The sequence below is a fragment of the Piscinibacter sp. PDB5-1 genome (assembly GCF_056676035.1).
Genome location: NZ_JBWVZL010000001.1, coordinates 1,463,677 through 1,488,137, shown reverse-complemented (window position 1 = coordinate 1,488,137; position 24,461 = coordinate 1,463,677). Strand labels below are relative to the sequence as shown.

The 24,461-nt window shown below is 69.0% G+C and carries 23 protein-coding genes; 11 read left to right on the top strand and 12 right to left on the bottom strand.

The genetic code is table 11. From position 1 onward, the window contains the following. Window positions 1-39 precede the first annotated feature (39 nt). Window positions 40-2,472 (top strand): putative bifunctional diguanylate cyclase/phosphodiesterase, encoded by a 2,433-nt coding sequence (locus AC1KAT_RS06755; RefSeq protein WP_480324047.1) that lies wholly within the window; start codon window positions 40-42, stop codon window positions 2,470-2,472. Between the two features lie 43 nt (window positions 2,473-2,515). Then, complete coding sequence (locus AC1KAT_RS06750; RefSeq protein ID WP_480324045.1) at window positions 2,516-3,949, top strand: hypothetical protein; 1,434 nt, start codon at window positions 2,516-2,518, stop codon at window positions 3,947-3,949. Between the two features lie 19 nt (window positions 3,950-3,968). Here AC1KAT_RS06750 and glmU read toward each other — a convergent pair whose 3' ends face one another. Beyond that, the gene (gene glmU, locus AC1KAT_RS06745; RefSeq protein ID WP_480324043.1) at window positions 3,969-5,348 is read right to left on the bottom strand and encodes a bifunctional UDP-N-acetylglucosamine diphosphorylase/glucosamine-1-phosphate N-acetyltransferase GlmU; all 1,380 of its coding nucleotides are present in this window, start codon (window positions 5,346-5,348) and stop codon (window positions 3,969-3,971) included. Window positions 5,349-5,397: 49 nt separating this feature from the next. Between glmU and AC1KAT_RS06740 the strand changes: the two genes are divergently transcribed. Beyond that, on the top strand, window positions 5,398-6,231 hold the full coding sequence (locus AC1KAT_RS06740) for a DUF6279 family lipoprotein (protein WP_480324041.1): 834 nt from the start codon (window positions 5,398-5,400) through the stop codon (window positions 6,229-6,231). Window positions 6,232-6,274: 43 nt separating this feature from the next. Here AC1KAT_RS06740 and fusA read toward each other — a convergent pair whose 3' ends face one another. After that, entirely contained in the window at window positions 6,275-8,317 is a 2,043-nt protein-coding gene (gene fusA, locus AC1KAT_RS06735; RefSeq protein ID WP_480324039.1) for an elongation factor G, read from the bottom strand. Between the two features lie 437 nt (window positions 8,318-8,754). Here fusA and AC1KAT_RS06730 point away from each other — a divergent pair, with 437 nt between their 5' ends. Then, window positions 8,755-9,921 carry a GGDEF domain-containing protein gene (locus AC1KAT_RS06730; protein WP_480324037.1) on the top strand — a complete coding sequence of 389 codons (1,167 nt, stop codon included), beginning with the start codon at window positions 8,755-8,757 and terminating at the stop codon, window positions 9,919-9,921. Window positions 9,922-9,939: 18 nt separating this feature from the next. Here AC1KAT_RS06730 and AC1KAT_RS06725 read toward each other — a convergent pair whose 3' ends face one another. Next, window positions 9,940-10,887, bottom strand: a complete 948-nt coding sequence (locus AC1KAT_RS06725) for a LysR family transcriptional regulator (protein WP_480324035.1) — start codon at window positions 10,885-10,887, stop codon at window positions 9,940-9,942. Between the two features lie 92 nt (window positions 10,888-10,979). Between AC1KAT_RS06725 and AC1KAT_RS06720 the strand changes: the two genes are divergently transcribed. Next, window positions 10,980-12,479: an MFS transporter gene (locus AC1KAT_RS06720; RefSeq protein WP_480324033.1), complete on the top strand. Its 1,500-nt coding sequence runs from the start codon at window positions 10,980-10,982 to the stop codon at window positions 12,477-12,479. 4 nt (window positions 12,480-12,483) lie between these two features. On the opposite strand, the gene AC1KAT_RS06715 is transcribed toward AC1KAT_RS06720, so the two are convergent. Both AC1KAT_RS06715 and AC1KAT_RS06710 read right to left on the bottom strand, forming a co-directional pair. Then, a complete protein-coding gene (locus AC1KAT_RS06715; RefSeq protein ID WP_480324031.1) occupies window positions 12,484-13,929 on the bottom strand; it encodes a DHA2 family efflux MFS transporter permease subunit in 1,446 nt (481 codons plus the stop codon). Window positions 13,930-13,990: 61 nt separating this feature from the next. Then, window positions 13,991-14,419, bottom strand: a complete 429-nt coding sequence (locus AC1KAT_RS06710) for a VOC family protein (protein ID WP_480324029.1) — start codon at window positions 14,417-14,419, stop codon at window positions 13,991-13,993. Window positions 14,420-14,536: 117 nt separating this feature from the next. On the opposite strand from AC1KAT_RS06710, the gene AC1KAT_RS06705 reads away from it, so the two are divergent. Continuing rightward, window positions 14,537-15,226, top strand: coding sequence for a winged helix-turn-helix transcriptional regulator (locus tag AC1KAT_RS06705; RefSeq protein WP_480324027.1), 690 nt, complete (start codon window positions 14,537-14,539; stop codon window positions 15,224-15,226). Between the two features lie 21 nt (window positions 15,227-15,247). Here the strand turns inward: AC1KAT_RS06705 and AC1KAT_RS06700 are convergent, their stop codons facing one another. From AC1KAT_RS06700 to AC1KAT_RS06685, 4 genes are all read right to left on the bottom strand, one after another. Then, window positions 15,248-15,820 (bottom strand): YceI family protein, encoded by a 573-nt coding sequence (locus AC1KAT_RS06700; RefSeq protein WP_480324025.1) that lies wholly within the window; start codon window positions 15,818-15,820, stop codon window positions 15,248-15,250. A 128-nt stretch (window positions 15,821-15,948) separates the two neighbouring features. After that, entirely contained in the window at window positions 15,949-16,290 is a 342-nt protein-coding gene (locus AC1KAT_RS06695; protein WP_480324023.1) for an H-NS histone family protein, read from the bottom strand. 322 nt (window positions 16,291-16,612) lie between these two features. Beyond that, window positions 16,613-17,137, bottom strand: a complete 525-nt coding sequence (locus AC1KAT_RS06690; protein WP_480324021.1) for a hypothetical protein — start codon at window positions 17,135-17,137, stop codon at window positions 16,613-16,615. Further along, entirely contained in the window at window positions 17,134-17,337 is a 204-nt protein-coding gene (locus tag AC1KAT_RS06685) for a hypothetical protein (protein WP_480324019.1), read from the bottom strand. The genes AC1KAT_RS06690 and AC1KAT_RS06685 overlap by 4 nt, the downstream gene beginning before the upstream one ends. A 214-nt stretch (window positions 17,338-17,551) precedes the next feature. Here AC1KAT_RS06685 and AC1KAT_RS06680 point away from each other — a divergent pair, with 214 nt between their 5' ends. Continuing rightward, complete coding sequence (locus AC1KAT_RS06680; RefSeq protein WP_480324017.1) at window positions 17,552-18,202, top strand: CDP-alcohol phosphatidyltransferase family protein; 651 nt, start codon at window positions 17,552-17,554, stop codon at window positions 18,200-18,202. 3 nt (window positions 18,203-18,205) lie between these two features. On the opposite strand, the gene AC1KAT_RS06675 is transcribed toward AC1KAT_RS06680, so the two are convergent. Further along, window positions 18,206-18,979 carry a glutathione peroxidase gene (locus tag AC1KAT_RS06675; RefSeq protein ID WP_480324015.1) on the bottom strand — a complete coding sequence of 258 codons (774 nt, stop codon included), beginning with the start codon at window positions 18,977-18,979 and terminating at the stop codon, window positions 18,206-18,208. 90 nt (window positions 18,980-19,069) lie between these two features. Here AC1KAT_RS06675 and trhO point away from each other — a divergent pair, with 90 nt between their 5' ends. From trhO to AC1KAT_RS06655, 4 genes are all read left to right on the top strand, one after another. Next, window positions 19,070-19,888: an oxygen-dependent tRNA uridine(34) hydroxylase TrhO gene (trhO, locus tag AC1KAT_RS06670; protein WP_480324013.1), complete on the top strand. Its 819-nt coding sequence runs from the start codon at window positions 19,070-19,072 to the stop codon at window positions 19,886-19,888. 18 nt (window positions 19,889-19,906) lie between these two features. After that, window positions 19,907-20,788, top strand: a complete 882-nt coding sequence (locus AC1KAT_RS06665) for a pseudouridine synthase (protein ID WP_480324011.1) — start codon at window positions 19,907-19,909, stop codon at window positions 20,786-20,788. Window positions 20,789-20,850: 62 nt separating this feature from the next. After that, window positions 20,851-21,723 carry an alpha/beta fold hydrolase gene (locus AC1KAT_RS06660; RefSeq protein WP_480324009.1) on the top strand — a complete coding sequence of 291 codons (873 nt, stop codon included), beginning with the start codon at window positions 20,851-20,853 and terminating at the stop codon, window positions 21,721-21,723. 66 nt (window positions 21,724-21,789) lie between these two features. Beyond that, window positions 21,790-22,209: a secondary thiamine-phosphate synthase enzyme YjbQ gene (locus AC1KAT_RS06655; protein WP_480324319.1), complete on the top strand. Its 420-nt coding sequence runs from the start codon at window positions 21,790-21,792 to the stop codon at window positions 22,207-22,209. 21 nt (window positions 22,210-22,230) lie between these two features. Here the strand turns inward: AC1KAT_RS06655 and AC1KAT_RS06650 are convergent, their stop codons facing one another. Next, a complete protein-coding gene (locus tag AC1KAT_RS06650; protein ID WP_480324007.1) occupies window positions 22,231-23,379 on the bottom strand; it encodes an acyltransferase family protein in 1,149 nt (382 codons plus the stop codon). Next, on the bottom strand, window positions 23,376-24,416 hold the full coding sequence (locus tag AC1KAT_RS06645) for an NAD(P)H-dependent flavin oxidoreductase (RefSeq protein ID WP_480324005.1): 1,041 nt from the start codon (window positions 24,414-24,416) through the stop codon (window positions 23,376-23,378). Before AC1KAT_RS06645 ends, AC1KAT_RS06650 begins: the two co-directional genes overlap by 4 nt. Window positions 24,417-24,461: the final 45 nt, after the last annotated feature.

Here is a 24,461-nt window from a genome sequence, read left to right as displayed (position 1 = left end):
GGCTCTTCCACCACCGACATGCACGACAGCCGCCCCCCCATGCTTGCCCACGATCTGCCCGACGCAGACCGGCTGCCGTGCATGCTGCTGTTCGTGACGCCCGACGGCGCCGTGCTGCAGGCCAACCGCAGCTTCGCCGAATTCGCGGCCCAGCCCGCAGGCGCCCCTGGCGGTGGCGCGTGGCTGGCCTCGCTGGCCGACGACTCGCGCGCCGAACTGGCCCTGCTGCTGCCGCAGCGCCGCGACTTCACGCTCTGCCTGCGTTCGCCGATCGCGTCGATGGCCCCTGGCCTCGACGGCTGGATCGACTGCACCGCGCGCTGGCTGGTCGAGCGCGGCCACTACCTGCTGGTGCTCAACGACGTCACCGCCAACAAGCTCGCCGAGCTGTCGGCGCAGACGCGGGCCGAGCAGTTCCAGCTGCTGGCCGACAACGTGCCGGTGCTCATCTCTTACTTCGACGCCCGGCACCTGCGCTGCCTGTTCGCCAACAAGCAGTACGCGCAGACCTTCGGGCGCGACGAGCAATCCATCCTCGGGCTGACCGTCGCTGAAATCATCGGCGAAGCCGCCGCGCAGGTCATCCAGCCCCACGTCGATCAGGTGCTGCGCGAGAAGCGCGCCGTGTCGTACGAACGCGAACGGCCGCTCGACGCGGGCGGCTCGCAGTGGCTCGAAGTCAACCTCATCCCGCACCTCGACGCCGACGGCGAGGCGCAGGGCGCCTTCGTGCTCATCAATGACATCAGCCGCCACCGCGAGGCCGAGCGCGCGTTGCGCGAGTCCGAAGAGCGGCTCGACAAGTTCATGCGCGCCAGCGCCGAGGGCATCGTCTTCCACCGCGATGGCCAGGTGCTCGACGCCAACCCGCCGCTGTGCGCGCTGATCGGCTACACGCTCGACGACCTGCTGGGTCGGCGCACGCTCGATTTCATCCCGGCCGACGAGCAGCCCAAGGCGCTGGCCGTGATGACCAGCGGCAAAGAGGTCGCCTACGAAACCGCGCTGCTGCACAAGGACGGCCGCCGCCTGCCGGTCGAGCTGATCGTGCGCACGATGAACTACCAGGGCGAGCGCCTGCGCATGACCATCGTGCGCGACATCCGCGACCGCCACGCCGCGCAAGAGCGCATCCACTACCTGGCCCACCACGACGCGCTCACCGGCCTGCCCAACCGCACCAGCCTGATGGAGCGCCTGGGCCACCTGATCGTGGCCTCGCGCCGCGAAGACGCGCAGCTCGCGCTGCTGTTCATCGACGTCGATCACTTCAAGCGCGTCAACGACTCGCTCGGCCATCTGGCCGGCGACGCGCTCTTGCAGACGCTGTCGATGCGCATCACCGAGGCCTTGCGCACCACCGACGTGGTGGCGCGCTTCGGTGGCGACGAGTTCGTCGTGCTGCTGCCGCGCACGCTGCAACGCGCCGACGTGGCCGAGGTTGCGCAAAAGCTGCTGGCGGCGGTCGAGATGCCGTTCGGCATCGACGGCCGGTTGATGTCAGTCACGCCGTCGATCGGCATCGCGGTCTTCCCGCACGACGGGCACACCGCCGACGAGTTGATCAAGAACGCCGACACCGCGATGTACGCCGCCAAGGCGAAGGGCCGCGCCAACTACCAGTTCTTCAGCGCGCACATGGCCCAGTCGGCCTACGCCGCGCTGGTGCTCGAAAGCCAGCTCACGCAGGCGCTTGAACGCGGCGAGTTCGTGCTGCACTACCAGCCCCAGGTGCGCGCGCGCGATGGCGTGCTGGTCGGCGTCGAGGCCCTGATCCGCTGGAACCACCCCGAGCGCGGCCTGCTGATGCCCGACGCCTTCATTCCGCTGGCCGAACAGCAGCGCCTCATGCTGCCCATCGGCCAGTGGGTGCTGCGCGAAGCCGCGCGCTGCGCCAAGCGCTGGCAGCAGCAGCTCGGCGGGGCGGTCGTGCCGGTGGCGGTCAACCTGTCGTCGATGCAGTTCCAGGCCAGCGGCTTCACGACGCTGATCGAACAACTGCTGCACGAAGAGGGCGTCGATGGGTCGCTGATCGAACTCGAACTCACCGAGCGCATGCTGATGGACGACCTGCCCGAGGTGAAGCGCAAGCTGCACGAGCTGAAGGCCCTGGGGCTGCGCATCTCGGTCGATGACTTCGGCACCGGTTACTCGTCGCTCGCGCACCTCAAAGAGCTGCCCATCGACAAGATGAAGATCGACCGCAGCTTCGTGCACGACCTGCCCGAGCGCCAGGACTCGGCCGCCATCGCCCAGGCCATCGTTCAGATGGCCCGCGCGCTCGGCCTGGTGGTGATCGCCGAGGGTGTTGAAACGCAGGCGCAATGCGCGTTTCTTGCCACGCTGGGCTGCGACGAGCTGCAGGGGCTGTGGGTCGGCCGGCCGGTGGACGGAGAAGAGCTTCTGCGATTTGCGAAACAGAAAGTCGGCGCGATCGAAGAGGTTAAGGCGCTCTCACAAACGACAGCTTGAGAGGCGCCCGGTAGAGCTGCCCAGTGGCAAGCAAGAAAAGAACTTGAACGAAGAGGGAATGATGAGGAAGTGTTCGGCCTTCTGGGGTCTGGCCGTTGCGGCGTGTTTGGCTGGGTGTGCGCAGATTCCGACGCAAGCCCTGGATTCGAAATTGACTGCGGGCATGGCGGGCAGTTCAGTTGTTCATACGCAGCGTGCAAGGGCGCAATTCACCGCCATCACCCCCGGCAAAGCCGCTCTGGGCCTGGTCGTCGGCGGCTTGATCGGAGGCCTCATTGTCGAGGGCATGGCCGCCAAGCAAGGGAGCGAACTCGCCGACACCTACAAATTGCAAGACCCGGCGCAGCCCATCGGGGCTTCTTTGGCCGGTGCGTTGGCCCAGGCGCGTGCGATGCAGGCAAAGCTGCCGTCCACTGAGACAACTGGCGACGAAATCATGGACGTCGTCACCTCGGCGCCTGGGACGCCGTACGTGATCGATGTGCAGACGACGGGCTGGGGCATTCTGTTCCTGCCCTCGCAGCCGGGAAAGAGCTACGTTTGGTACAGGGCCAACGCCCGGCTGATCGACACCAAGACAAGAGCGGTGCTCGCCCAGAGCAGTTGTCGTCGCGACAAGGACGACATGCCGCCGGATGCCTACCCCAGCTATGACGACTTGCTCGGGGCACAAGCGGCTTTGCTGAAGCAAGAGCTTGCGGTGGCTGCTAAGCTGTGCGTGGACCATTTCCGCACTGCGCTCTTCCACATGCCGAGCCTTCCTGCCGATGCGGTGGTCATGCCAACCGGCGCAATGACGGCCAGCGTGGTCGCACCCGCTGCTGTGACGCCTCCTGTGACCCCGGTCGCAACGGCACCGGCACCACCCGCTGCGCTCGCGACCCGCCCGATCGAGGCGTCCGTGGCAGCGAGCGGGCTGAAGGTCGGTGACGCTGTGGAGTACCGAATCACCGACGGGCTCACCAAGAACGTGCGGACGGCGGTGTACCGTGTGGATGAAGTTCAGGGAGACCGCCTGATTTTCAACCAAGGTGCCCGGGTAGAGTCACTGGAAGGCGAGTTGCTGTCCATGGCGCAGATCGTTGGCGGAGACATGGACCGCGTCACGCCGCCGGGTGGCTGGGCCAAACGCGGCTTGACCACGGGAATGCGTTGGTCATTGAAATTCAAGAGTCCGGAAGGTGCCGACGTCGCGCCGACTTCCTATGAACTGACGGGATTCGTCTCCGGAAAGTCTACGTTGGAGACGCCGATGGGCCCACTGGAAGTGGTGAACCTTCGCTACACGGGGTGGGCGACACAGTTCCGTGCAGGAAGAAGCACCCAGGCCGAAGTGGCCTTGCAGGTGGCCTACTCACCGCTGCTCAAGCGCCCGGTTCGCTTTCAGTCGGAAGTGAACATGATCCCTCTCGCGGGAAGCCTCGCCGACACCTCTTCAAGAGAACTCACCGAGCTCGTGGCAATCCGCCGGCTTTGACGCCGGCAGCGCAAGAGGCTCAGCCGCCCGTCTTCTTCGCCGGCCGCACCCAGTTCGCCAGCGTCTCTTGCTTGGCACGAGAGACGGCCAAGGTGCCGGCCGCGACGTTCTTGGTGATGGTCGAGCCGCCGCCGATGGTGGCGCCGTCGCCCAGCGTCACCGGGGCCACCAGCACGCAGTTGCTGCCCACGTGCACGTCGTTGCCGATCACGGTGCGGTGCTTGTTCGCGCCGTCGTAGTTGGCGGTGATGCTGCCGGCGCCGTAGTTGACGCGTTCGCCCACCGTCGCGTCACCCAGGTAGGCGAGGTGGTTGGCCTTGGCGCCGTTCGCCAGCGTCGAGTTCTTCACCTCGACGAAGTTGCCGATGTGCACCTCGTCGCCGAGCTTGGCGCCGGGGCGCAGGCGCGCGAAGGGACCGATCAGCGAGCCGGCGCCGACGCTGGCGCCGTCTTTCGTGCCGTCGATGTGGGTGAAGGGGTGGATCACCACGCCCGCGCCGATCTGCGCGTGGCGGATGAAGCAGTTCGGGCCGATCTTCGCGCCGTCGCCCACGGTCACGTCGCCTTCGAAGACGCAGTTCACGTCGATCTCGACATCGCTGCCGCAGGCGAGCGTGCCGCGCAGGTCGAAGCGGGCCGGGTCGGCCAGGCGCACGCCGGCTTCCATCAGCGCGTCGGCCTGCATGCGCTGGAAGCGCCGTTCCAGGTCGGCCAGCTGTGCCGGGCTGTTGACGCCCAGCACCTCGGTGTCGGTCGCGGCCTGGGCGGCGACCACCGGCACGCCGTCGGCCACGGCCATCGCCACCACGTCGGTCAGGTAGTACTCGGCCTGCGCGTTGTCGTTCTTCAATTGCGACAGCCAGCGCTTGAGTTGCGCCGTGGGCGCGGCCATCACACCGGTGTAGACCTCGCGGATCGCGCGCTGCGCGGCCGAGGCGTCCTTGTGCTCGACGATGGCCTGCACCGCGTCGCCCTGGCGCACGATGCGGCCATAGCCGGTCGGGTCGCCGAGTTCGATGGTCAGCAGCGCGAGCTTCTGGCCGGCGCAGGCGTCGATCAGCCGTTGCGCCGTCTCGGCGCGGATCAGCGGCGTGTCGCCGTTGAGGATCAGCGTCACACCCTCGTCATGCAGCGCGGGCACGGCCTGCTGCACCGCGTGGCCGGTGCCCAGCTGCGGCATCTGCCGCACGAAGCGCAGGTGCGGCGCCTGCACGGCGGCCTCGACGGCGTCGGCGCCATGGCCGGTGATGACGATGGCGGCATCTGCCCCCAGGCCCGCCGTGGTTTGCAGGACATGCTGCAATAGGCTGCGACCGGCCAGTTGGTGCAGCACCTTGGGCCGGTTGGATTTCATGCGGGTGCCTTTACCCGCGGCCATGATCACGATGTCGAGCGCCATGCAACGTCCTTCGAAGAAGTCGCTGATTATCCTGTCGCTCGCGTGTTGCATGGCTGTGATCGCCTCGTGCACCGCGCTGCGTTTTGGCTACAACCAGGCGCCCGACCTGGCGTACTGGTGGCTCGACGACTACGTCGATTTCAACGACGCCCAAAGCCTGCGCACCAAGAGCGAGCTCGCCGCCTGGTTCCGCTGGCACCGTGCCGAACAACTGCCCGGCTATGCGCGCCAGCTCGACCAGGCCGCGCAGCAGGTGGTCGAACCCACCACGCCGGCCCAGGTGTGCCGCTGGTACGACGACATCGGCGTGCGCAGCGTGCCCGCCTTCGAGCAGGGCCTGCCTGCGCTGGCCGACCTGGCCCTCTCGCTCACGCCACAGCAGCTGAAGAACATCGCCCGGCGCTTCGAGAAGAACAACGACAAGTTCCGGTCCGACTACCTGCAGGCCGACCGCGACGACCGGCTCGACGCCGCCGTCGAGCGCTACGAAGACCGCGCCGAGATGCTGTACGGCGGCCTCGATTCGGCCCAGCGCGATCGCCTGCGCCAGCAGCTCGCGGCCGCACCCTACGACCCCGAGCTGTGGTTCACCGAACGCCGCGCGCGCCAGCAAGACCTGCTGCAAACGCTGCGCCGCCTGGGCGCCGAGCGCGCCACGCGCGAGCAGGCCCAGGCCGCGCTGCGGGTGCTGTTCGCCAACTTCCGCCAATCGCCCCGCGCCGCCTACCGCGCCTACCAGGACAAGCTCACGCCCTACAACTGCCAGCTGGCCGCCGAGCTGCACAACAGCACCACGCCGGCCCAGCGGCAGACCGCCGCGAAGAAGCTCCGCGGCTGGCAAGAGGACTTGCGCGTGCTGGCCGCGGCCCTCGCGCCGCAATGAAAAAGGGCGCGAACCTCGCGGTCCGCGCCCTCCGGGGCCCACGTCACGCGTGGGCGGTGCGCGCCATCGGCGCCAGCTCGTGCCGCTCGTAGCGCATCGAATACTGCGCGCGGCCTGACGACAGCGCGCGCAGCGAGCCGATGTAGCCGAACATCTCGGCCAACGGCACCAGCGCATCGACGACACCGAGCGCGCCGCGCTGGTCTTGTCCACGCACCAGGCCGCGTCGGCGGTGCAGGTCGCCGATCACGTCGCCGACGTGGTCGGGCGGTGTCACCACCTCTACGGCCATCAGCGGCTCCAGCACGCGCGCCTCGGCTTTGCCGGCCGCTTCGCGGAAGGCCGCCGCAGCCGCCAGCTCGAAGGCCAGCGTCGAAGAGTCACGCTCGTGGTGGCTGCCGTCCAGCAAGGTGGCGGCGAAGTCCACGCACGGGTGGCCCGACACGACGCCGGTCTGCGCCGCCCGGCGAATGCCCGCCTCGACGGCCGGGATGAACTCGCGCGGGATCGCGCCGCCCACCACCCGGCTTTCGAAGCGGATGCCTTCACCGCGCGGCAGCGGCTCGAAGCGCACGCGCAGCTCGGCAAACTGGCCGGGGCCACCGCTTTGCTTCTTGTGAACATGGTGCACCTCCACCGCCGTCGTGATCGTCTCTCGCAGGGCCACTTGCGGGCGGCCCACCGAGACTTCGACGCCATGTCGAGCCCGCAGGCGTTCGATGGCGACTTCGAGTTGCAGCTCGCCCATGCCCGACAACAAGGTCTGGCCGGACTCTGCGTCGTGCCGCACGCGCAGGCTCGGGTCTTCGCGCACGAGTGCCTGAAGTCCCTTGGACAAGCCCGCCTGGTCGCCCTGCGTCTTGGGTTCGACCGCCACGTGGATCACCGCCTCGGGCACCGCGATGGACTCCAGCGTCACCGGGTGCGCGGGGTCGCACAGGGTGTTGCCCGTGAGCGCGTCCCGCAGCCCCGCGATGGCGGCGATGTCGCCCGCGACGAGTTCGTCGCGTTCGATGTGGTCCTTCGCGTGCACCTCGAACAGGCGCGCCACGCGTTCGCTGCGACCGGTGTGCGTGTTGAGCACCAGGTCGCCGCGACGCACGCGGCCCCGGTACACACGCACGAAGACGCGCGAGCCGTGCTCGTCGCCCACGACCTTGAAGGCCAGCGCGGCAAACGGCCCGTCGGGGTCGCGTGCCGGCTCGCCTTCGCCGTGGGCGATGTCGCCCGGCGCCGGCAGGTACTGCACCACGGCGTCGAGCAGCGGCTCGATGCCCCGGTTGCGGAAGGCCGAGCCCGCCAGCACCGGCACGAGCGCGCCCGAGAGCGTGCCCTTGCGCAGGCAGCGTTGCAGCAGCTCCACCGGCAGCGCCTGGCCTTGCAGCCAGGCTTGCAGGGCCTCGTCGTCTTGCTCGACGGCGGCTTCGACCAGGCGCGCACGGTGGCGCAGCGCCTCGTCGCGCAGCGCCTCGGGCACGTCGGTCTCGGCGGGCGGTGCACTTGCGTCGTCACGCGCCCACACGAGGGCGCGCATCGTCAGCAGGTCCACCACGCCGACGAAGCCGGCCTCTTGCCCGATGGGCCATTGCAGCGGCACCGCGCGGGCGCCGAGCCGGTCTTCGATCATGCCGAGCACGCGCGCGAAGTCGGCGCCCGTGCGGTCGAGCTTGTTGATGAAGGCCAGCCGCGGCACGCCGTGCTGGTCGGCCAGGCGCCAGTTGGTCTCGGTCTGCGGCTCCACGCCGGCCACGCCGTCGAACACGACGACCGCGCCATCGAGCACCCGCAGCGAGCGGTTCACTTCGATGTTGAAGTCGATGTGGCCGGGCGTGTCGATCAGGTTGATCTGCGCGCCGTGCCAGTGCACCGTGATGGCGGCGCTGTCGATGGTGATGCCGCGCTTCTTCTCTTGCGGGTCGAAGTCCATCAGCGTCGTGCCGGCATCGACATTGCCGATGCGGTGGCTCTCGCCCGTGTAGAAAAGGATGCGTTCGGTGGTGGTCGTCTTGCCCGCGTCAACGTGGGCGATGACGCCGATGTTGCGCAGCAGGTGGCGGGGGACCGTTCTGGGGACGGGGGTGTTCATGGCGAATCTTTCGTGGTGCCTGAGGGGCCAGCCTCCGGCGGATTCGCCTGAAGGCTAGCGTGTGTGGGGCGCGAGGAATCGAAGGCCGAGGCCGAAGCACGAGCGCGCGCAGTCCGCGCTTCGGCGGACGTGAATCGTGGCAATCAGCTTGTCGTAGGTGCGCATGGCAAAGCCCGGAAAAACAAAAACCCCGGAGGGCGAAAGCCTGGCCGGGGTCTGAGTTTCAGAAACCGGAAGGCGCAACGCCTTCCGAATGCGATCGGAGGCGCTGTCAGGTGGCGGTGGTCGCCTGGGTCACACGGTGTTTGAACATGGGGGCGCGATTCTGAGCGCGCCTCGCGGGCTTGGCAAGTCCCTGCGCCTTTCGCCCATGTCATGGCAAAGCGGCGCGGCTCGTGCCACAGTGGCTGGCCGCTGCCGCACTGGGCCCTTGCCGCATGCCCCTCGACATCCAGACCATCCTCGTCGCCCTGCTCACGCACCTGGTGGCCACGGCGCTGGCGCTGCCGGTGATCATGGCCGGGCGCATCAGCCGGGCGGCCCGCTGCTTCCAGGCGGCGGTCGGGGTGCAGGCGCTGGGCTGGGCGGCCTTCCTGATGGCCACCCGCATCAACGACCGGCTCCTGTCCACGCTGTCGATCGCCTGCCTGAGCGCGAGCTTCGTGCTGCTGGGTGCGGCGCTGCAGGGTTGGATGGGCCCGCGCCCCGCCCGCCGTGTGCTGTGGGCGCTGGCGGTGCTGACGCCGCTCGGCTACGGCGCGCTGTTCGGCAGCTACCCGTGGCGTGTCGGCTGGTCGAACTTCGGCCTCGCCATGCAGATGGTGGTGCTGTGCGCGATGCTGGCCGCGCCCGCCCAAGACGCCAGCCGGCGCTGGCGCGGCCTGGTGGGCCTGTGCCTCGCGGTGCTGGCCCTCGTGACGGCCTGGCGCGGCGTGCTCGGCGCCTTCTTCACCGAGGCCTATCCCTTCTACCGGGCCACGCACCCGGTCAACGTGGCCGCGGCGCTGATGTACCACGTGGCGCTGGCGCTCACGACCCTGGGCCTGCTCGTGGCCTGGCGCGAAGAGGCCGAACGCGAGCTGCGCCGCCAGGCGCAGACCGACGGCCTCACTGGTCTGCTCAACCGCCCGGCCTTTGCCGAACGCGCGTCCGGACTGCTGGCGCACGCGCGGCGGTATGCCGAGCCGGTGTCGCTGGTGATGATCGACATCGACCACTTCAAGGCCATCAACGACACCCGTGGCCACGCCGCCGGCGACCGCGCGCTGGAGTCGATGGCCGAGGTGCTGCGCACCTGTGCGCGCAAGGGCGACCTGGTCGGCCGCCACGGCGGCGAAGAGTTCTGCGTGCTGATGGCCCATGCCGACGCGGACGACGCCGCGCGCTTCGACGAACGCCTGCGGGCGCGGCTGAAGGCCGGGGGCGACGGCACGGCCCTCGACTTCAGTGCTGGCAGCGCTTCGATGGCCGGCCGCGACGCGACGCTCGATGTGCTGCTGCGCGAGGCCGACGCGGCGCTGTACCGCGCCAAGGCACAGGGCCGCGCGCGCCTGGTGCAAGAGGCGCTCGAGCCCGCACCGCCGGTGTCGCTGCAACGCGCCTGATCGGCGGCTCCGGGTGGCTCAGGGCGGCGAAAAATTGGACGCCACCGGCCCCATCGCCGGCATCTGCCACATCGGGTCGTCGAGCACGCGCTTGGAGTGCTCGCGCAGCCACGCATGGGCCGGGTCGGCGGTGTGACGCGGGTGCCAGGCCAGCGCGACCGGCGCGGCCTGCAGCTTCAGCGGCAGCTCGAACAGCGTGAGGCCGAGCGGCGGGGCCATGCCCTGGGCGATGCGCGCCGGCACCGTGGCCACCAGCGACGAGCGCGAGGTGCTCACCAGCGCCGCGTACGAGTTGGTCACCGTCAGCGCCACGAAGCGCGACAAGCCGAGCTGCGTCAGCGCGTCGTCCACCGGCGAGTATTCGTGCAGCCGCGACATGATGGCCACGTGCCGCTCGGCGGCGAAGCGCTTGGCGGTGATGCGCCCCTGCAGCAGCGGGTGGTCGCGGCGCACGGCGCCGAGCAGGCGCTGCTCGTACATCACCAGCGACTCGATCTCGGGGTCTTTCTCGTGCAGCGAGCCGATGTCGAGGTCGATGCGCCCTTCGCGCAGCCCGCTCGCATCGACATGGCTCTCGGGCAAGAACTTCAGGCTGGCCAGCGGCATGACCTCGTGCAGCGCGACCGACAGCGCCGCACCGAACACCACCGCCATGCCGTCGGGCGCACGCAGCACGAACTGCCGCTTCACGCGCGCCAGGTCGCCGGCGGTGGGCGGCTCGACCAGGGCCTGCGCCTCGCGCAACAGCCGCCGCACGGGCTCGGCCAGTTCGAGCGCGCGCGGCGTGGGCACCAGCTTGCGCCCGGCGCGCACCAGCACCGGGTCGCCCAGCAGCTCGCGGATGCGCGCCAGCGTGTGGCTCATCGCCGGCGTGCTCAGGTGCATGCGCTGCGCGGCGGCGGTGACGCTGCCGGTGTCGAGCAGCGCGTCGAGCGCGCTCAGCAGGTTCAGGTCGAATGATTTCATCAGGTGAACATATCAGTTCAATACATTGCACTGTACAAACAAATGGTGCGCGACCACACTGCGCAGCCGTCCGACCCAGGAAGCGACCCCCCGTGCATTCGATGTCCCCCCGCCACACCGCCGTCACCTTCGCGAGCTTCGCCGTGATGCTGGTGCTGGCCGCGCTCGACCAGACCATCCTCGCCACCGCGCTGCCCAGCATCACGCAAGAGCTGCACGGTGCGTCGCAGCTCTCTTGGGTGTTCTCGACCTACCTGATCGCCTCGACGGTGGTCATTCCCCTCTACGGCAAGCTGGCCGACGTGTACGGCAGCAAGCCCATGCTGCTGTGGGCGGTGGGCCTCTTTTTGCTGGGCTCGCTGGCCTGCGGCCTGAGCACCAGCATGACCCAGCTCATCGCGGCGCGCGGCCTGCAAGGCGCGGGCGGCGGCGGCTTGATGACGCTGGCGATGCTGGGTGTGGTCGATCTCTACCCGGTCGAGCAGCGCGGCAAGTACCAGGGCCTGCTGGGCGCGTCGTACGGCCTGTCCACGATGTTCGGCCCGCTGGTGGGCGGCTACATCGTCGAACACGCCTCGTGGCACTGGGCCTTCTTCCTGAACGTGCCGTTCGCGCTGCTGGCCTTGGTGGTGCTGGCGCTGGTGTTTCGCCCGCCGCCCGCGCGCCACCCGCACCCGGTCGATTACCTCGGCGCGCTGCTGCTGGGCGGCGTGCTGGTGAGCCTGCTGCTGGCCACGCACCGCGAGTCGCCCGAAGGCGGCGGCATGGGTGCCCTGGCCGGGCAGATCGACCCGGCGACGATGTGGAGCTTGCTGGGCCTGGCGGCCGTGCTCGGTGCGGCCTTCATCGCGGTGCAGCGCCGCGTGGCCGAGCCGCTGCTGCCGCTGTCGATGTTTGCCAACCGCGCGTTCACGGCAGCCACGCTGGTCAGCGCGGCCAGCGGCGTGGTGCTGTTCGCGGCGGTGGTCTTTTTGCCGATCTACCTGCAAAGTGGCCTGGGCTATTCGCCTTCGGGCTCGGCCTGGCAACTGATGCCGGTGTCGGTGGGCATCACGCTCGGGGCCATCAGCAGCGGCCGCCGCCTGCGGGCCAAGGGCCGCGTGCGCGGTGCGGCGATGGCGGCGAGCGGGCTGTCGGCGCTGTCGTTCGTGGCGCTGGCGGCGCTGTTTCACTTCGCGCCCGATCGCGTCAACTGGATGTCGGTGTGCCTGTTCCCGATGGGCCTGGGCATCGGCACGCTGTTCCCGCTGGTGACGGTGGTGTCGCAGTTCAACGTGGCCCCGCGCATGATCGGCGTGGGCACCTCGACGCCGATCATGGTGCGCTCGCTCGGCGGCGCGCTCGGTGTCGCCGCGCTCGGCTCGCTGCTCGCGCAGGGCATGAGCGACTACTTTGCACGCGGTGTGTTCAGCAAGGCCAACCCGCTGGTCGATGCGTTCGCCAGCGGCATCGAGCCGGTCTATGCCGTGTGCGCGGGTGTGTGCGTGCTGTCGGGGCTGTTCGCGCTGCAATTGCCGAGGCAACTGGTGCGACCCGGCGCCGCCGAGGGGCAGGCCGTGCCCCCGCTCAAGCCCGCCGCCTCGGCCGGCTGAGGGCTCAGTGGCCGGCCGGCAAGGCGTCCGCAGGGGCGCGGCCGGTGGCCGGCTCCTTCATCAACCAGGTGCCCAACAGGGCGGCGGTCGCCGCGAATGCGGCGCCGATCATGAAGGCCACCGCATAGCCGCCGTTCAACGCAGCCGCTTGCGTGGCGCCGCCCGCCGCGAGCGATTGGGTTTGCGCCGCCGCCACGCTGGCGAGCACGGCCAGGCCGAGGGCGCCGCCCATCATGAACGAGGTGTTCACCACGCCCGAGGCCAGGCCCGATTCGCTGGGCGATACATCGCTCATCGCCGCCAGCAGCATCGGGTTGAACGCGATGCCGGCACCCAGGCCGAGCAGCAGCATGCCGGGCAGCACGTCGATGGCGAAGCTGCCTTGCACCGGCGCCCGCGCAAACAGCATCAGCCCGACCGAGGCCAGCAGCAGCCCGGCCGCGAGCGGCAGGCGCAGGCCGAAACGCATCACGAGCTTGGCCGACAGGCCCACCGAGAACGCGGCCATGATCAGGTTGGCCGGCAAGAAGGCCAGGCCCACCTGCATCGGCGTGTAGTTCAGCACCAGCTGCAAGTACAGCGCCGAGATGAAGAACCACGCGAACATCGCCGCGGCCCACAGCACGCCGGCGACGTTCGACGTCCACACGTTGCGCAGCTTGAACAGGCCGAGCGGCATCAGCGGGTGCTGCACGCGCGACTCGATGGCGATGAACACCGCCAGCAGCAGCGCCGCGCCGATCAGCAAGCCCAGCGTCTGCGCCGAGCCCCAGCCGGCCTCGTTGCCGTTCACCACGCCATACACCGCCAGCATCAACGAGCTGGTGACGGTGATGGCGCCGGCCACGTCGAGCTTCTCGCCGTGCGCGTGGCCGCGTGCGGCGGGCATCAGCATGAGGCAAAGCGCACACACGATCACGCCGATGGGCAGGTTGACGAGGAAGATCCAGTGCCAGCTGAGCGCGCCGGTCAGCAGCCCGCCCAGCAGCACGCCGATGCTGCCGCCGCCTGCGCACACGAAGCCGTAGATGCCCATCGCCTTGGCGCGATCGGCCGGCTCGGTGAAGAGGTTCATGATCAGCGAGAGCGACACCGCCGAGACCACCGCGCCGCCCAGGCCTTGCACCGCGCGCGCGGCGATCAGCAGGCCTTGCGTGTGTGCCACGCCACAAGCCAGCGAGGCCAGCGTGAAGAGCCCGATGCCCATCAGGAAGAGCCTGCGGTGCCCGTACAGGTCACCCAGCCGGCCACCGAGCAGCAAGAAGCCGCCGAAGGTCAACATGTAGGCATTGACCACCCACACCAGCGAGGTCTCGCTGAAGCCGAGGTCGGTGCGGATCGAGGGCAGGGCGACGTTCACGATGGTCGTGTCGAGCACGATCATCAGCACGCCCAGGCACAGCACCAGCAGCGCCCACCAGCGCGTGCGAGGGTCGTGAGACGAGGTCATCGGAAGCTTCCGTGTGTGAGGTTGAGGTCGGGCGACGCCGTCGGCGAGGAACGCCCAGTGGTCAGAACTGCAGCGGGATGTCTTTGCCGTTGATCAGCCACGAGGTGCCGAAACGGTCGACCACGGCGCCGAAGCGTTCTGCCCAGAACGTGGGCTCGAAGGGCATGCTGACCTGACCGCCTTCGGCGAGTGCGTTGAACACCCGCTCGGCTTCGGCGTTGTCGTCGTACGAGATCGCCAGCGAGACGTTGCCCTTGGTGCCGTCGAAGGGCATGCCGGGCGGTGTGTCGGACGCCATCAGGCGCATCTGGTCGTTCGACAGGCACGAGTGCATGACGAGCTGGTGCGTGTCGGCGGGAAAGTCTTTGCGCATCGGCGAATCGCCGAAGCTCATCAGGTCGAGCTTGCCGCCGATGACGCGCTCGTAGAAGCGCATGGCGTCGGCGCAATTGCCGTTGAAGGCGAGATACGGATCGAGACGAACAGACATGGCGAACCTCCGGCGGGTGGGTTGATCGAAATCAATTGAGTTGCAGCATAGCACTGCATAGTCCTAAATAACAACTAGAAGAAATCTCTGCAGGACTGAATGGATACACTCCCTGTCATGGTCACTTCACGAAACCCGCGACGCAGCTACGAAGACGGATGCGCCGGCGCGCACGCGCTCGACCTCGTCGGCGAACGCTGGGCCCTGCTTGTGGTGCGTGAACTGGTGTACGGCCCGAAACGCTTCACCGATCTGCGCACCGGCCTGCCGGGCATCAGCCCCAACGTGCTCACGCAGCGCTTGGACGAACTGGAGCAGGCCTCGGTCTTGCGCCGCCGCAAGCTGCCGCCGCCAGCCAGCACCTGGGTCTACGAGTTGACCGAGTGGGGGCAGGGCCTCGGGCCGGTCATCGTGGCGCTCGGCCGCTGGGGTGCGCGCTCGCCCACCCTGCCGCGCGACCACCCCTTGAGCGTCGATTCGCTGGTGATGTCGTTCACGGCCATGTTCGACCCGGCCGCGGCCGCGGGCTTCGCGGCCACCGTCGAGCTGCAGTTTGGCGACGACCGCTTCCAGCTTCGCGTGGCCGACCAACGCATCCACGCCGAACGGGGGGCGACGGGGCCGGCTCATGCCACGCTCACCGCCGAGCCCGGCGTGCTGGCGCAACTCGCATACGACGGACTCAAGTTCAACGACGCGGTGCGTGCCGGGCAGTTGGTCGTCGAAGGTGACAAGGCCATCGCCAAGCGCTTCTTCGGCTTGTTCTCGTTGCCCACGCCAGCCCCTGCGAATCCACCGCGCGAATGACGCCAGCGCCGCGCGCGCCGCTCAGTCGGCCGCCAAGGCCTCGACTTGGATGCGCAGATCCACGTTCATCTTGAAGCCGTAGAGCTTGCCGGCGTCGAGCCCGAAGTCGTCGCGATTGAAGGTGCCCGACGCGTCGGCGCCGCACAACTCACGTTTGTTGAGCGGGTGCGGAATGCAGCGGAAGCTGTGGATCTGCAGCGGCACCGGGCGCGACACGCCGCGCATCGTCAGCGTGCCGTCCACGCGGGTGGGCAGGCCCTTCGTGAAGGCGGTGATGCGGCCCTTGTAAATCGCGGTCGGGTGCTGGGCCGTGTCGAAGAAGTCTTTGCCGATGGCCCAGCGGTTGAGCTGGTCGTGGCCGAAGTCGATGCTCGACAGGTCGATCAGCAGATCGACCGAGCCTTCGCCGGTGGCCATGTCGAGCGTGACCTTGCCGGTCGTCTTGTTCATCTTGCCGCGCCATACCGAGATGCCGAGGTGGTCGGCTTCGAAGCTCGGGAAGGTGTGGGTCGGGTCGATCTCGTAATTCACCGGCGCCGCGAATGCGGCGTGGCACAGGGCGGCGGTGGCGAGCGTCAGCAGGGTGTTGCGCATGGGGCGTCTCCTTGGAGCGCCGCATTGTGGTGGCCAGGGTGGCCGAGGCACAAGCCTTCACCGGCGGCTTGCTGACGCCGCGTTGTCATGAGGCGCGCACCTCGCGGTGCGGCCTCACAGGCGGTGCGTCAGACCGCGAAGTCGTTCAGCGACTTGCCAGCGGCAATGGCATCACGCAGCCACTTCGGGCGCGGGCCACGGCCGCCCCAGACGTTGCCGTTCTCGTCGCGAAACTTGGCGGCCTGGCTGCCTGCCTTGGCTGTGCCGGCTTTGCGGCCCGGCTTGCGACCGGGCTTGCCGCGGGGCTTGGCTGCAGCACCGAGGCCCAGGTCGGCGGCGGTCAGGCTGTAGGCGGCAATCGCTTCTTTGATGCGGCTGATCACGCCGGCGATTTCTTTGCGCTTGAGCGATTCGGCTTCGCGTGACAGGGTCTCGATTTGCTTTTGCAGTTGAGCGTAGGTTTTGGTCATTGGGGTTGTGCTTTTTGAATGGTCACGGTTGGCGTGCCCCCCTTTGTTTATTGGCTCTTGCGGCCAATTCCCAACTCACACCGAAATGCCGAAACGGCCTATGCGGCGAATCGGCAGGCGCGCAAGTTATCACGAGAATGTGATCCTGGCGCGACCGGGGGCCATTTAATCCCAATGAATCGTTTGCAAATGCAAACGGGCGTTCATTCACAAAAACGCATTTGAAGGAATGAATTTGCCTTGCAATCCAACGAGGGCGCCCAAAGGGCCGATTCAATGGCGCGATTTGCATCCCCGTTCAATGCTGGGCGGTGCGCGCGATTCACCAAATGTGCTCGTCCACATCGCAAAGCGGGTCGGGTCCATACCCCGCATCGACGACCTGCCCCTGCGAGTCGATACCCACCTGAAACCACTGGCAGAACACCGCGTCGTAGCGGTACGACCAGATGTGCCGTTTCTGCCAGTGAATCCACATCACATGCGAAGGGCGGCCAATGCGTTGCAGTACCGAGGCGCGCGACTGTCCGGGTTGGATCTGTGCGAAGTGCTGTTCGGTCAGCACCTGTTCTGACGCGACGAGGCGCCCGCCTGCGTCGAAATCGAGCATGTAGGTGTGGCGGCCCATGGGCCCACGTGCGAATTCGAGACGGCGTCCGCCACCGGGCAATGGGTGCTCGCCCGTGCGCTGACCCATCTGCCGCTCGGCTTCGGCCAAGCCGGTGCCGGGTGCCAGGGTGGCGGGGCCATAGCCCGCGCAACCGGCCAGCGCCACGGCGGCCAGCAGCGCGGCGAGCGAATGGCCGATCGAGTGAGCGAGCGGGATGCGGGGGCGAGTCGGGGTCATTGTCTTCGTGCGAGGGCCAGTCCCTTGTTGGTGAGCGTCAGTCGGCCCTCGGCGTTGGTGGTGACGAGCCCCGCTTCGCACAGCCGCGCGGGCACGTGGTCGAGGATGGCGGTCTCGACCGACAGATTCTCGATTTCGAGGCGCTTGAGGGTCAGCATTTCATCGACCGTGGGGGCGAAGTCGCAAGACTCGGTGGGCATGGTGCACTCCTTGAACAACAGCGTCCAGACCGCAGCATCGCGCGCGCGGTCTGGCGTCACCATCGGCCATTGCCCAGTGCCCTTGTGCGTGGCGGCCTACACGCCGCCCCTCGGGCGTGGGCCGACGCTGCAGGGCGAATCCGCCATCGTCCTACAGCATCGGGCGCGGGGCTTTGTCAGCATCGTCCTTCTTGCAATGCAATGGAGTTGAGCCATGGCCCATGGACTTGTTCGCCCCGACCCGCGACCCCGGCCGCGCCACTTCTCGATGCTGCGCGACCTGCACATCGCCGACCTGCTGACGCTGGGCAACGCGGCTTGCGGCGTGGCCGCGGTGTTTCTTGCGATGGCCTTCATGGACACCGGCTCGACGCGGCAACTGCTGGCCGCCGCCGCGCTGGCGCCGGCGGCATTTCTGTTCGATGCGCTGGACGGTCATGTGGCGCGCTGGCGCCAGACGCAGTCGGCGATGGGCCGCGAGCTGGACTCGCTGGCCGACATCGTGTCGTTCGGCGTGGCACCGGCCGCGCTCGGCTACGCGGCCGGCCTGCGCGGCGGCTGGGACGTGGCTGTGCTGATCTTCTTCGTCTGCTGCGGTGTCGCGCGGCTCGCACGCTTCAACGTCACGGCCGAAAGCCTCTCGGCCGGGGCGGCCAAGGTGCCGTACTTCGAAGGCACGCCCATCCCCACCAGCATCGTGCTCACCGGCGTGCTGGCACTGGCGGTCTGGCAAGGCGCGCTGGGTGAGGACTTGTGGGGCGGCGCGTTCGAACTCGGCGCGTGGACCTGGCACCCGCTGTCGCTGCTGTTCGCGCTGTCGGGCTCGTTGATGATCAGCAAGACGCTGCACATCCCCAAGCCCTGACGCTCACGTCGTGGCGGGCTCGGCCGCGCGCTGCTTGAGCCATGCGGCCAGTTCGTCGGCGCCCCCGATGCACTGGCCGTTGATGAACACCTGGGGCACGGTGGTCGCCCCGGTCATCGCGCCGAGCGCGCGGCTGCGGATCGACGCCGGCAGGGGCAAGTCCACATACGGCAGCCCCGCGCCTTTCAGCAGGGCCTTGGCCTTGGCGCAGAACGCGCAGCCTTCGCGCGAGAGCAGGGCCACGCGGTCGGGCAGGGTGGCGCCGGGCGCCAGGTAGTGCAGCATGGTGTCGGCGTCAGACACCTTGAACGGGTCGCCGGGCTCTTGCGGCTCGATGAACATCTTTTCGATCACGCCATCGCGCACCAGCATCGAATAGCGCCACGAGCGGCGGCCGAAGTTCAGCTCGCTCTTGTCCACCAACAGGCCCATTTGCTCGGTGAACGCGCCATTGCCATCGGGCAGCAGGGTGATGTTGTCGGCCTCCTGGTTCTTGCCCCATTCCTCCATCACGAAGGGGTCGTTCACCGCCAGGCACACGATGCGGTCGATGCCGTGCGACTTGAACACCGGCGCCAGCTCGTTGAAGCGGGGCAGGTGGGTGGACGAGCAGGTGGGCGTGAAAGCGCCGGGCAGCGAAAACACGATGACGTTCTGGCCGGCGAAAAGCTCGTCGGTGCTGACGGTGGCCCAGTCGTCGCCCTGGCGCACGCGAAACTGCACGTCGGGAACGCGCTGGCCTTCGCGCTGAGGCAAGGGGGTGGCGGTGGTGCTCATGGGCGCTCCAATCAAAAGGGATGCAAACCGTGCCGGGCGGCAATCCATGTGCCCGCCCCGCGTATGCTCGCCGCCTCACCCGAGCTCTCGATGAACGCGCCCCTCTTCCACGACGCCTTCTACCGCTTCGTACGGCTGCCCGATGCACCCGCCGTCGCGCAGCGCCTGCGCGTGCTGACGCAGCGGCTCACCGGCAGCATCCTCGTCGCCGACGAAGGGGTGAACGCCACCGTGGCGGGCACGGCCGACGCGCTGGACGAGTTTCGTGAGGCCCTGGCCCTCGACCCCTGCTTCGATGGCCGTTTGACCGGCCTCATGTTCAAGCGCAGCGCCTGCCGCACGCCGCCCTTCGGCCGCATGCGCGTGCACCACAAGCCCGAGATCGTTGCGCTCGGGTTCGAGCACCCGCCGGTCGAGCTGGCCGCCGGCACCGCCGTCAGCCCCGCCGCGTGGCGCACGCTGATCGCGCAAGACGATGTGGTCGTCATCGACAACCGCAATGCGTTCGAGTACCGGCTGGGGCGTTTCAACGGCGCCATCGACCCCGGCGTCACGCACTTCAAGGACTTCCCGCGTTTCGTCGAGACGCATGCGCCGCGCTGGAAGGCCGAGGGCCAGCGCGTGGCCATGTACTGCACCGGCGGCATCCGCTGCGAGAAGACGGCCTCGTGGATGCAGCAGGCCCACGGGCTCGACGTGCTACAGCTCGACGGCGGCATCCTCCATCACTTTCAATCGCTGCCCGACGCCGAACGCGACTGGCAGGGCGAGTGCTTCGTGTTCGACAACCGCATCGCGCTCGACACGCGCCTGCAAGAGACCGGCACCACCGCCGAGCAGGTGTACGCTGGCGAGCCCGACGCCGCCTGGCGCATCGCGCGTGCGCAGCGCCTGGCCGATGCCGTGTGATGGGTGTGCTTGATCGCTATGCGTGAGGGCGTCGGCCCCAGCCGCGTCGCGCTGCCGCCCGGGCCGTGGCCGACGGTGTTCGACTTTCTCGTCGCGCGCTTCCCGGCCATCCCCGCAGCCGAATGGCGGCGCCGCATGCAAGCCGGTGAGGTGCATGACCCCAGCGGCGAGCCACTGGCGGTCGATGCGCCGTACCGCCCGCACCACCACGTCTGCTACTACCGCCAGGTGCCCGACGAAGCGCCCTTGCCGGTCGAAGAGCGAGTGCTGTTTCTGGACGAGCACCTGCTCGTCGCCGACAAGCCGCACTTCCTGCCCGTCACACCCTCGGGCCGCCACCTGCAAGAGACCCTGCTCGTGCGGCTGAAGCGCAAGCTTGGCCTTGACACGCTCGCGCCCGTGCACCGCATCGACCGCGAGACCGCCGGCCTCGTGCTCTTCACGCTGCGGCCCGACACGCGCGGCGCGTACCAGTCGGTGTTTCGCGAGCGGCGCGCCGAGAAAGGCTACGAGGCCATCGCCCCCTGGCGCGACGAGCTCGTGCTGCCGATGACCCGCCGCACACGACTCGAACCCGCGCCGCATTTCATGCAGATGCACGAGGTGCCGGGCGAGCCCAACGCCGAGACGCACATCGCGTTGACCGAACGGCGCGGCGCGCTCGCGCGCTATGCGCTGCGCCCGCGCACCGGTTTGCGGCACCAACTGCGGGTGCAGATGGCGGGCCTCGGCTTGCCGCTGGTGGGTGATCGCCTCTACCCGACGCTGCTGCCCGACGAACGCACCCCCGACCTCACGCGGCCGCTGGGCCTGCTGGCGCGCACGCTGGCCTTCACCGACCCCGTCACCGGTGAGGCCCGGCGCTTCGAGAGCGCGCTGCGGCTGGCCTGGCCGATATAGTGGTTCGGACCTTTCGCGCCGATCGCCCCACGCCATCGCCGACCCACCCAGGAGCCTTCCGCATGCCCCAGCCGTCGATGCCCCGCCGCCATCTCTTGCTGTCGCTCGTGGCGGGGGGCCTGGCCACCCAGTTGTCCGGTTGCGCCAAGGGCCGTGCGCTGCTGCCCACGTCGCGCAGCAACACCGTCACCGGCCCGGCAGGGGCGCTGCATGTGGACGACGGCGGCGCGGGCCCGGCGCTGCCGGTGCTCTTCGCCCATTCGTACGCCGGCTCCAGCGAGCACTGGGCGGCGCAGCTTGCCCACCTGCGGCCCTCGCGCCGCGCCGTGGCCTTCGACTTTCGTGCACACGGGCGCTCGCGCGCACCGGTGCCGCCGGCCTACGACGTGGCCGACTTCGCGCGCGACATCGCGGCCGTGGCCGATGGCCTCAAGCTGCAACGCTTCGTGCTCGTCGGCCACAGCCTGGGCGGCGCGGCGGCCAGCGCCTACGCCGGCCTGTACCCCTCACGCTTGGCAGGGCTGATGCTGGTCGGCACCCCCGGACGCACCCCACCCGACGTGGCCACGCAGACCCTCGCCGACCTGCGCAGCGACTACGCGAAGACCATGGACGGCTACTGGCAATCGCTGCTGCAAGGCGCCACCGCCGACAACGCCCGCCGTTTGCTCACGCAAGGCCAGCGCGTGCCGCGCGAGGTGGCGCTGCCGGTCATCGCGGGCGTGTTCTCGTTCGACCCCGTCGGCCCCTTGCGCGCCTATGGCGGGCCCACGCTGATCGTGGACACGTCCTCCGGCGGTTCACCCGACGCGCTGTTTCGCCAGGTGCCCGAACTGCCGCGCCGCGTGATGAGCGGCACCAGCCACTGGCCGCAGCTCGACAAGCCGCGCGAGTTCAATGCGCTGCTCGACGAGTTCTTGGCGCGTGTGCGCTGACGCTGGCTTTTCTGCGGCAACGTGCCCTTGCGCCGGCGCCACGAACACTCTGCGGAAGACCCCGTGCTGAGCCTCGCCTCCACCACCTTGACGCTGCGCACGCGCGGACGGGGCCTGGTCGAATTCACGTCCCGCGTCAGCGACTGGGTGGCCGGCACTGGCCTGAACGACGGCTTGCTGACCGTCTTCGTGCGCCACACGTCCGCCAGCCTGTTGATCCAGGAAAACGCCGACCCCGAGGTGCTGCGTGACCTCGAACGTTTCTTCGCACGGCTCGTGCGCGATGGCGACGCTCTCTTCGAGCACACGCAGGAAGGCCCGGACGACATGCCCGCGCATGTGCGCGCGGCGTTGACGCAGACGCACCTGGCCGTTCCGCTGATGCAGGGCCGGCTCGCACTCGGCACCTGGCAGGGCATCTACCTCTACGAGCACCGGCTGCGCGCCCACGAGCGGCAGGTGGTGCTGCAACTCATGGGTGCCTGAAGGGCGCCGCAGCGTTGCGGCTTACAACACGCGCCGCACGCCCGGCACGCGCAGCAACCAGCCGGCGAGCCAGAAGCTGATCGCGCAGCCGAGCGCGCCCGTCACGGCGAACTTCAGCAGCGGCGCCGCCGCCACCTCGCGCCACGCGAGCGCCACCCCCACCAGCACCGGCGTGTGAATCACGTAGACCGCATAGGCGCGCCGCCCCAGTCCATGCCACAGCGCTCGGGTGACGTCGATGCGTGTCTGGAACCACCGCAGCAGCGCGAGGATCACGCCCCAGGCGACAAAGGGCTCCCACAGCGCGTAGGTCAGCGCAAGGAAGGATGCGCCGCCCTGCGGCCGCCCATCGAGCCCGGGCACGTGCGGCGCCAGCAGCACGACCAGGCCGAACACCGGCAACGCGATCCACGCCACACGCCGCCAACGGCGGGCGAGCGCAGGCGGCGGCAGCAGCGACCACCCCCGCCGAGCTGCCATGCACCCCACGGCGAACAGCAGCACATAACCTGCAAAGTAGCCGAGCAGCAGTCCGCCCACCGGCTGGTCGATGGGCCACCACAGCCGCAACACGAAAGCCACCGCCCCGCAGGCAAGGGCTGCACCGAGCAGGGCCACGTCAGACGGAAAGCCGACTGTGTGGGCTGGCGCCAAGCCGTTCCACGGGTGCACGCGTTGCCACAGCCAAGCGCCGAGCGAGAACACCAGCAAGGCCTGCGCAAACCACAGCGGCCCGCTGATGAATGCCCCACGCTGCCAAGCGCCGAGCAGCGCCTCGATGAACCCGTCCCCCGCGCGCGCCTGCACCATCGCGGCGCTGACCGGACCGAGCACGAGTCCGAACACCAGCAACGGCAGGCCGAGCCGCAGCAGACAGTCGCGCATGAAGGCGGCTGTGCCTTTGCGCGCCAGCGCTGGCGGTGTGAAGTAACCCGCGATCAAGAAGAACAGGCCCATGAACCATGCCTGGTTCACCGTGCAGAAGTAGCTCAGCAGCAGCGACGACACGCGCTCGCTCGTCGCCACCTCGCGGTAGAACCAGCCGCCCGCGCCGCCATAGGTGATGGCCGCGTGGTGCAGCACGACCAGCACGACGGTGGCGCCCTTCAGCGCGTCGAGCCCAGCCACGCGCGGCGCGGCCTCGACCGGCGCGACTGGCGTGACCTTCACGCGAAGCCGCGCGCCAGTTCGCGGGTCAGTTCGGCGGCAGGAAGGGCTTTGCAGCCGCAGGCGTTCTGCCCCGACCACAGCGGCGAGAAGTCGCCCGAGCCCAGCGCCTCGGCCTTCGCGCGCAGCGGGGCGATGGCCGCAGTGGCCAGCGGAAAGGCCGGTGCTGCGTCGTTCAGCGGGCCCAGTTCGCGCATCAGGCGGTTCACGATGCCGCGCGCCGGCCGGCCGGTGAACAGCCGGGTCAGCGCGGTGTGCCGGGCGGCATCGCTTTGCAAGGCGGCGCGGTGCAGGGCGCTGGTCGTGGCCTCGGGGCACAGCAGGTAGGCGGTGCCGACCTGCACGCCGGCGGCGCCCAGGGCCATCGCGGCGGCCACACCGGCCGCGTCGGCAATGCCGCCAGCGGCGATCACCGGCACCCGCAGCGCGCGCACGAGCTGCGGCAAGAGCGCGAAGGTGCCCATCTGCTGCGACAGGTCGTCGCTCAGGAAGTGGCCGCGGTGCCCGCCCGCTTCCAGCCCCTGCGCGATGACCGCATCGACCCCCTGCGCTTCGAGCCAGCGTGCTTCATCGACCGTGGTGGCCGACGCCAGCACCTTCGCGCCCCAGGCACGCACGCGCCCCAGCAGCGCAGGGTCGGGCAGGCCGAAATGGAAGCTCACGACCCGCGGGCGAAAGGCCTCCAGCAACTCGGCCGATTGTTGAGTGAAGGGTGCGCGCCCCGGTCCGGCGGGAATTTGCGCCGCATCGATGCCGAACTCGGCGAAGTAAGGCGACAAGGCCTCGCGCCAGCGGGCCTCGTGGGCGGCATCGGGCTCGGGTGGCACATGGCAGAAGAAGTTGACGTTGACCGGCCGCCGTGTCTGCGCAGCGATTGCATTCAACTCTTGGCGCAAGCCGTCGGGCGTGAGCATTGCGCAGGGCAGCGAGCCCAGCGCGCCGGCTTCGCTGACGGCGATGGCCATCGCGCTGCCTTGCACGCCGGCCATCGGTGCCTGGATCAGCGGCATGTCAATGCCCAACAGTTCGGTGAGGGTCATGGTCGGGGCTTCCACGGGGGCATGGCAGGATCGTGCGAGCTTACC

Excerpts from the sequence above, each read along its gene's own strand:
- AC1KAT_RS06755 (WP_480324047.1), top strand. The coding sequence starts at position 40 with ATGCTTGCCCACGATCTGCCCGACGCAGACCGGCTGCCGTGCATGCTG.
- glmU (WP_480324043.1), bottom strand. The coding sequence starts at position 5,348 with ATGGCGCTCGACATCGTGATCATGGCCGCGGGTAAAGGCACCCGCATG.
- AC1KAT_RS06740 (WP_480324041.1), top strand. The coding sequence starts at position 5,398 with ATGGCTGTGATCGCCTCGTGCACCGCGCTGCGTTTTGGCTACAACCAG.
- fusA (WP_480324039.1), bottom strand. The coding sequence starts at position 8,317 with ATGAACACCCCCGTCCCCAGAACGGTCCCCCGCCACCTGCTGCGCAAC.
- AC1KAT_RS06730 (WP_480324037.1), top strand. The coding sequence starts at position 8,755 with ATGCCCCTCGACATCCAGACCATCCTCGTCGCCCTGCTCACGCACCTG.
- AC1KAT_RS06725 (WP_480324035.1), bottom strand. The coding sequence starts at position 10,887 with ATGAAATCATTCGACCTGAACCTGCTGAGCGCGCTCGACGCGCTGCTC.
- AC1KAT_RS06715 (WP_480324031.1), bottom strand. The coding sequence starts at position 13,929 with ATGACCTCGTCTCACGACCCTCGCACGCGCTGGTGGGCGCTGCTGGTG.
- AC1KAT_RS06710 (WP_480324029.1), bottom strand. The coding sequence starts at position 14,419 with ATGTCTGTTCGTCTCGATCCGTATCTCGCCTTCAACGGCAATTGCGCC.
- AC1KAT_RS06705 (WP_480324027.1), top strand. The coding sequence starts at position 14,537 with ATGGTCACTTCACGAAACCCGCGACGCAGCTACGAAGACGGATGCGCC.
- AC1KAT_RS06700 (WP_480324025.1), bottom strand. The coding sequence starts at position 15,820 with ATGCGCAACACCCTGCTGACGCTCGCCACCGCCGCCCTGTGCCACGCC.
- AC1KAT_RS06695 (WP_480324023.1), bottom strand. The coding sequence starts at position 16,290 with ATGACCAAAACCTACGCTCAACTGCAAAAGCAAATCGAGACCCTGTCA.
- AC1KAT_RS06690 (WP_480324021.1), bottom strand. The coding sequence starts at position 17,137 with ATGACCCCGACTCGCCCCCGCATCCCGCTCGCTCACTCGATCGGCCAT.
- AC1KAT_RS06685 (WP_480324019.1), bottom strand. The coding sequence starts at position 17,337 with ATGCCCACCGAGTCTTGCGACTTCGCCCCCACGGTCGATGAAATGCTG.
- AC1KAT_RS06680 (WP_480324017.1), top strand. The coding sequence starts at position 17,552 with ATGGCCCATGGACTTGTTCGCCCCGACCCGCGACCCCGGCCGCGCCAC.
- AC1KAT_RS06675 (WP_480324015.1), bottom strand. The coding sequence starts at position 18,979 with ATGAGCACCACCGCCACCCCCTTGCCTCAGCGCGAAGGCCAGCGCGTT.
- trhO (WP_480324013.1), top strand. The coding sequence starts at position 19,070 with ATGAACGCGCCCCTCTTCCACGACGCCTTCTACCGCTTCGTACGGCTG.
- AC1KAT_RS06665 (WP_480324011.1), top strand. The coding sequence starts at position 19,907 with ATGCGTGAGGGCGTCGGCCCCAGCCGCGTCGCGCTGCCGCCCGGGCCG.
- AC1KAT_RS06660 (WP_480324009.1), top strand. The coding sequence starts at position 20,851 with ATGCCCCAGCCGTCGATGCCCCGCCGCCATCTCTTGCTGTCGCTCGTG.
- AC1KAT_RS06645 (WP_480324005.1), bottom strand. The coding sequence starts at position 24,416 with ATGACCCTCACCGAACTGTTGGGCATTGACATGCCGCTGATCCAGGCA.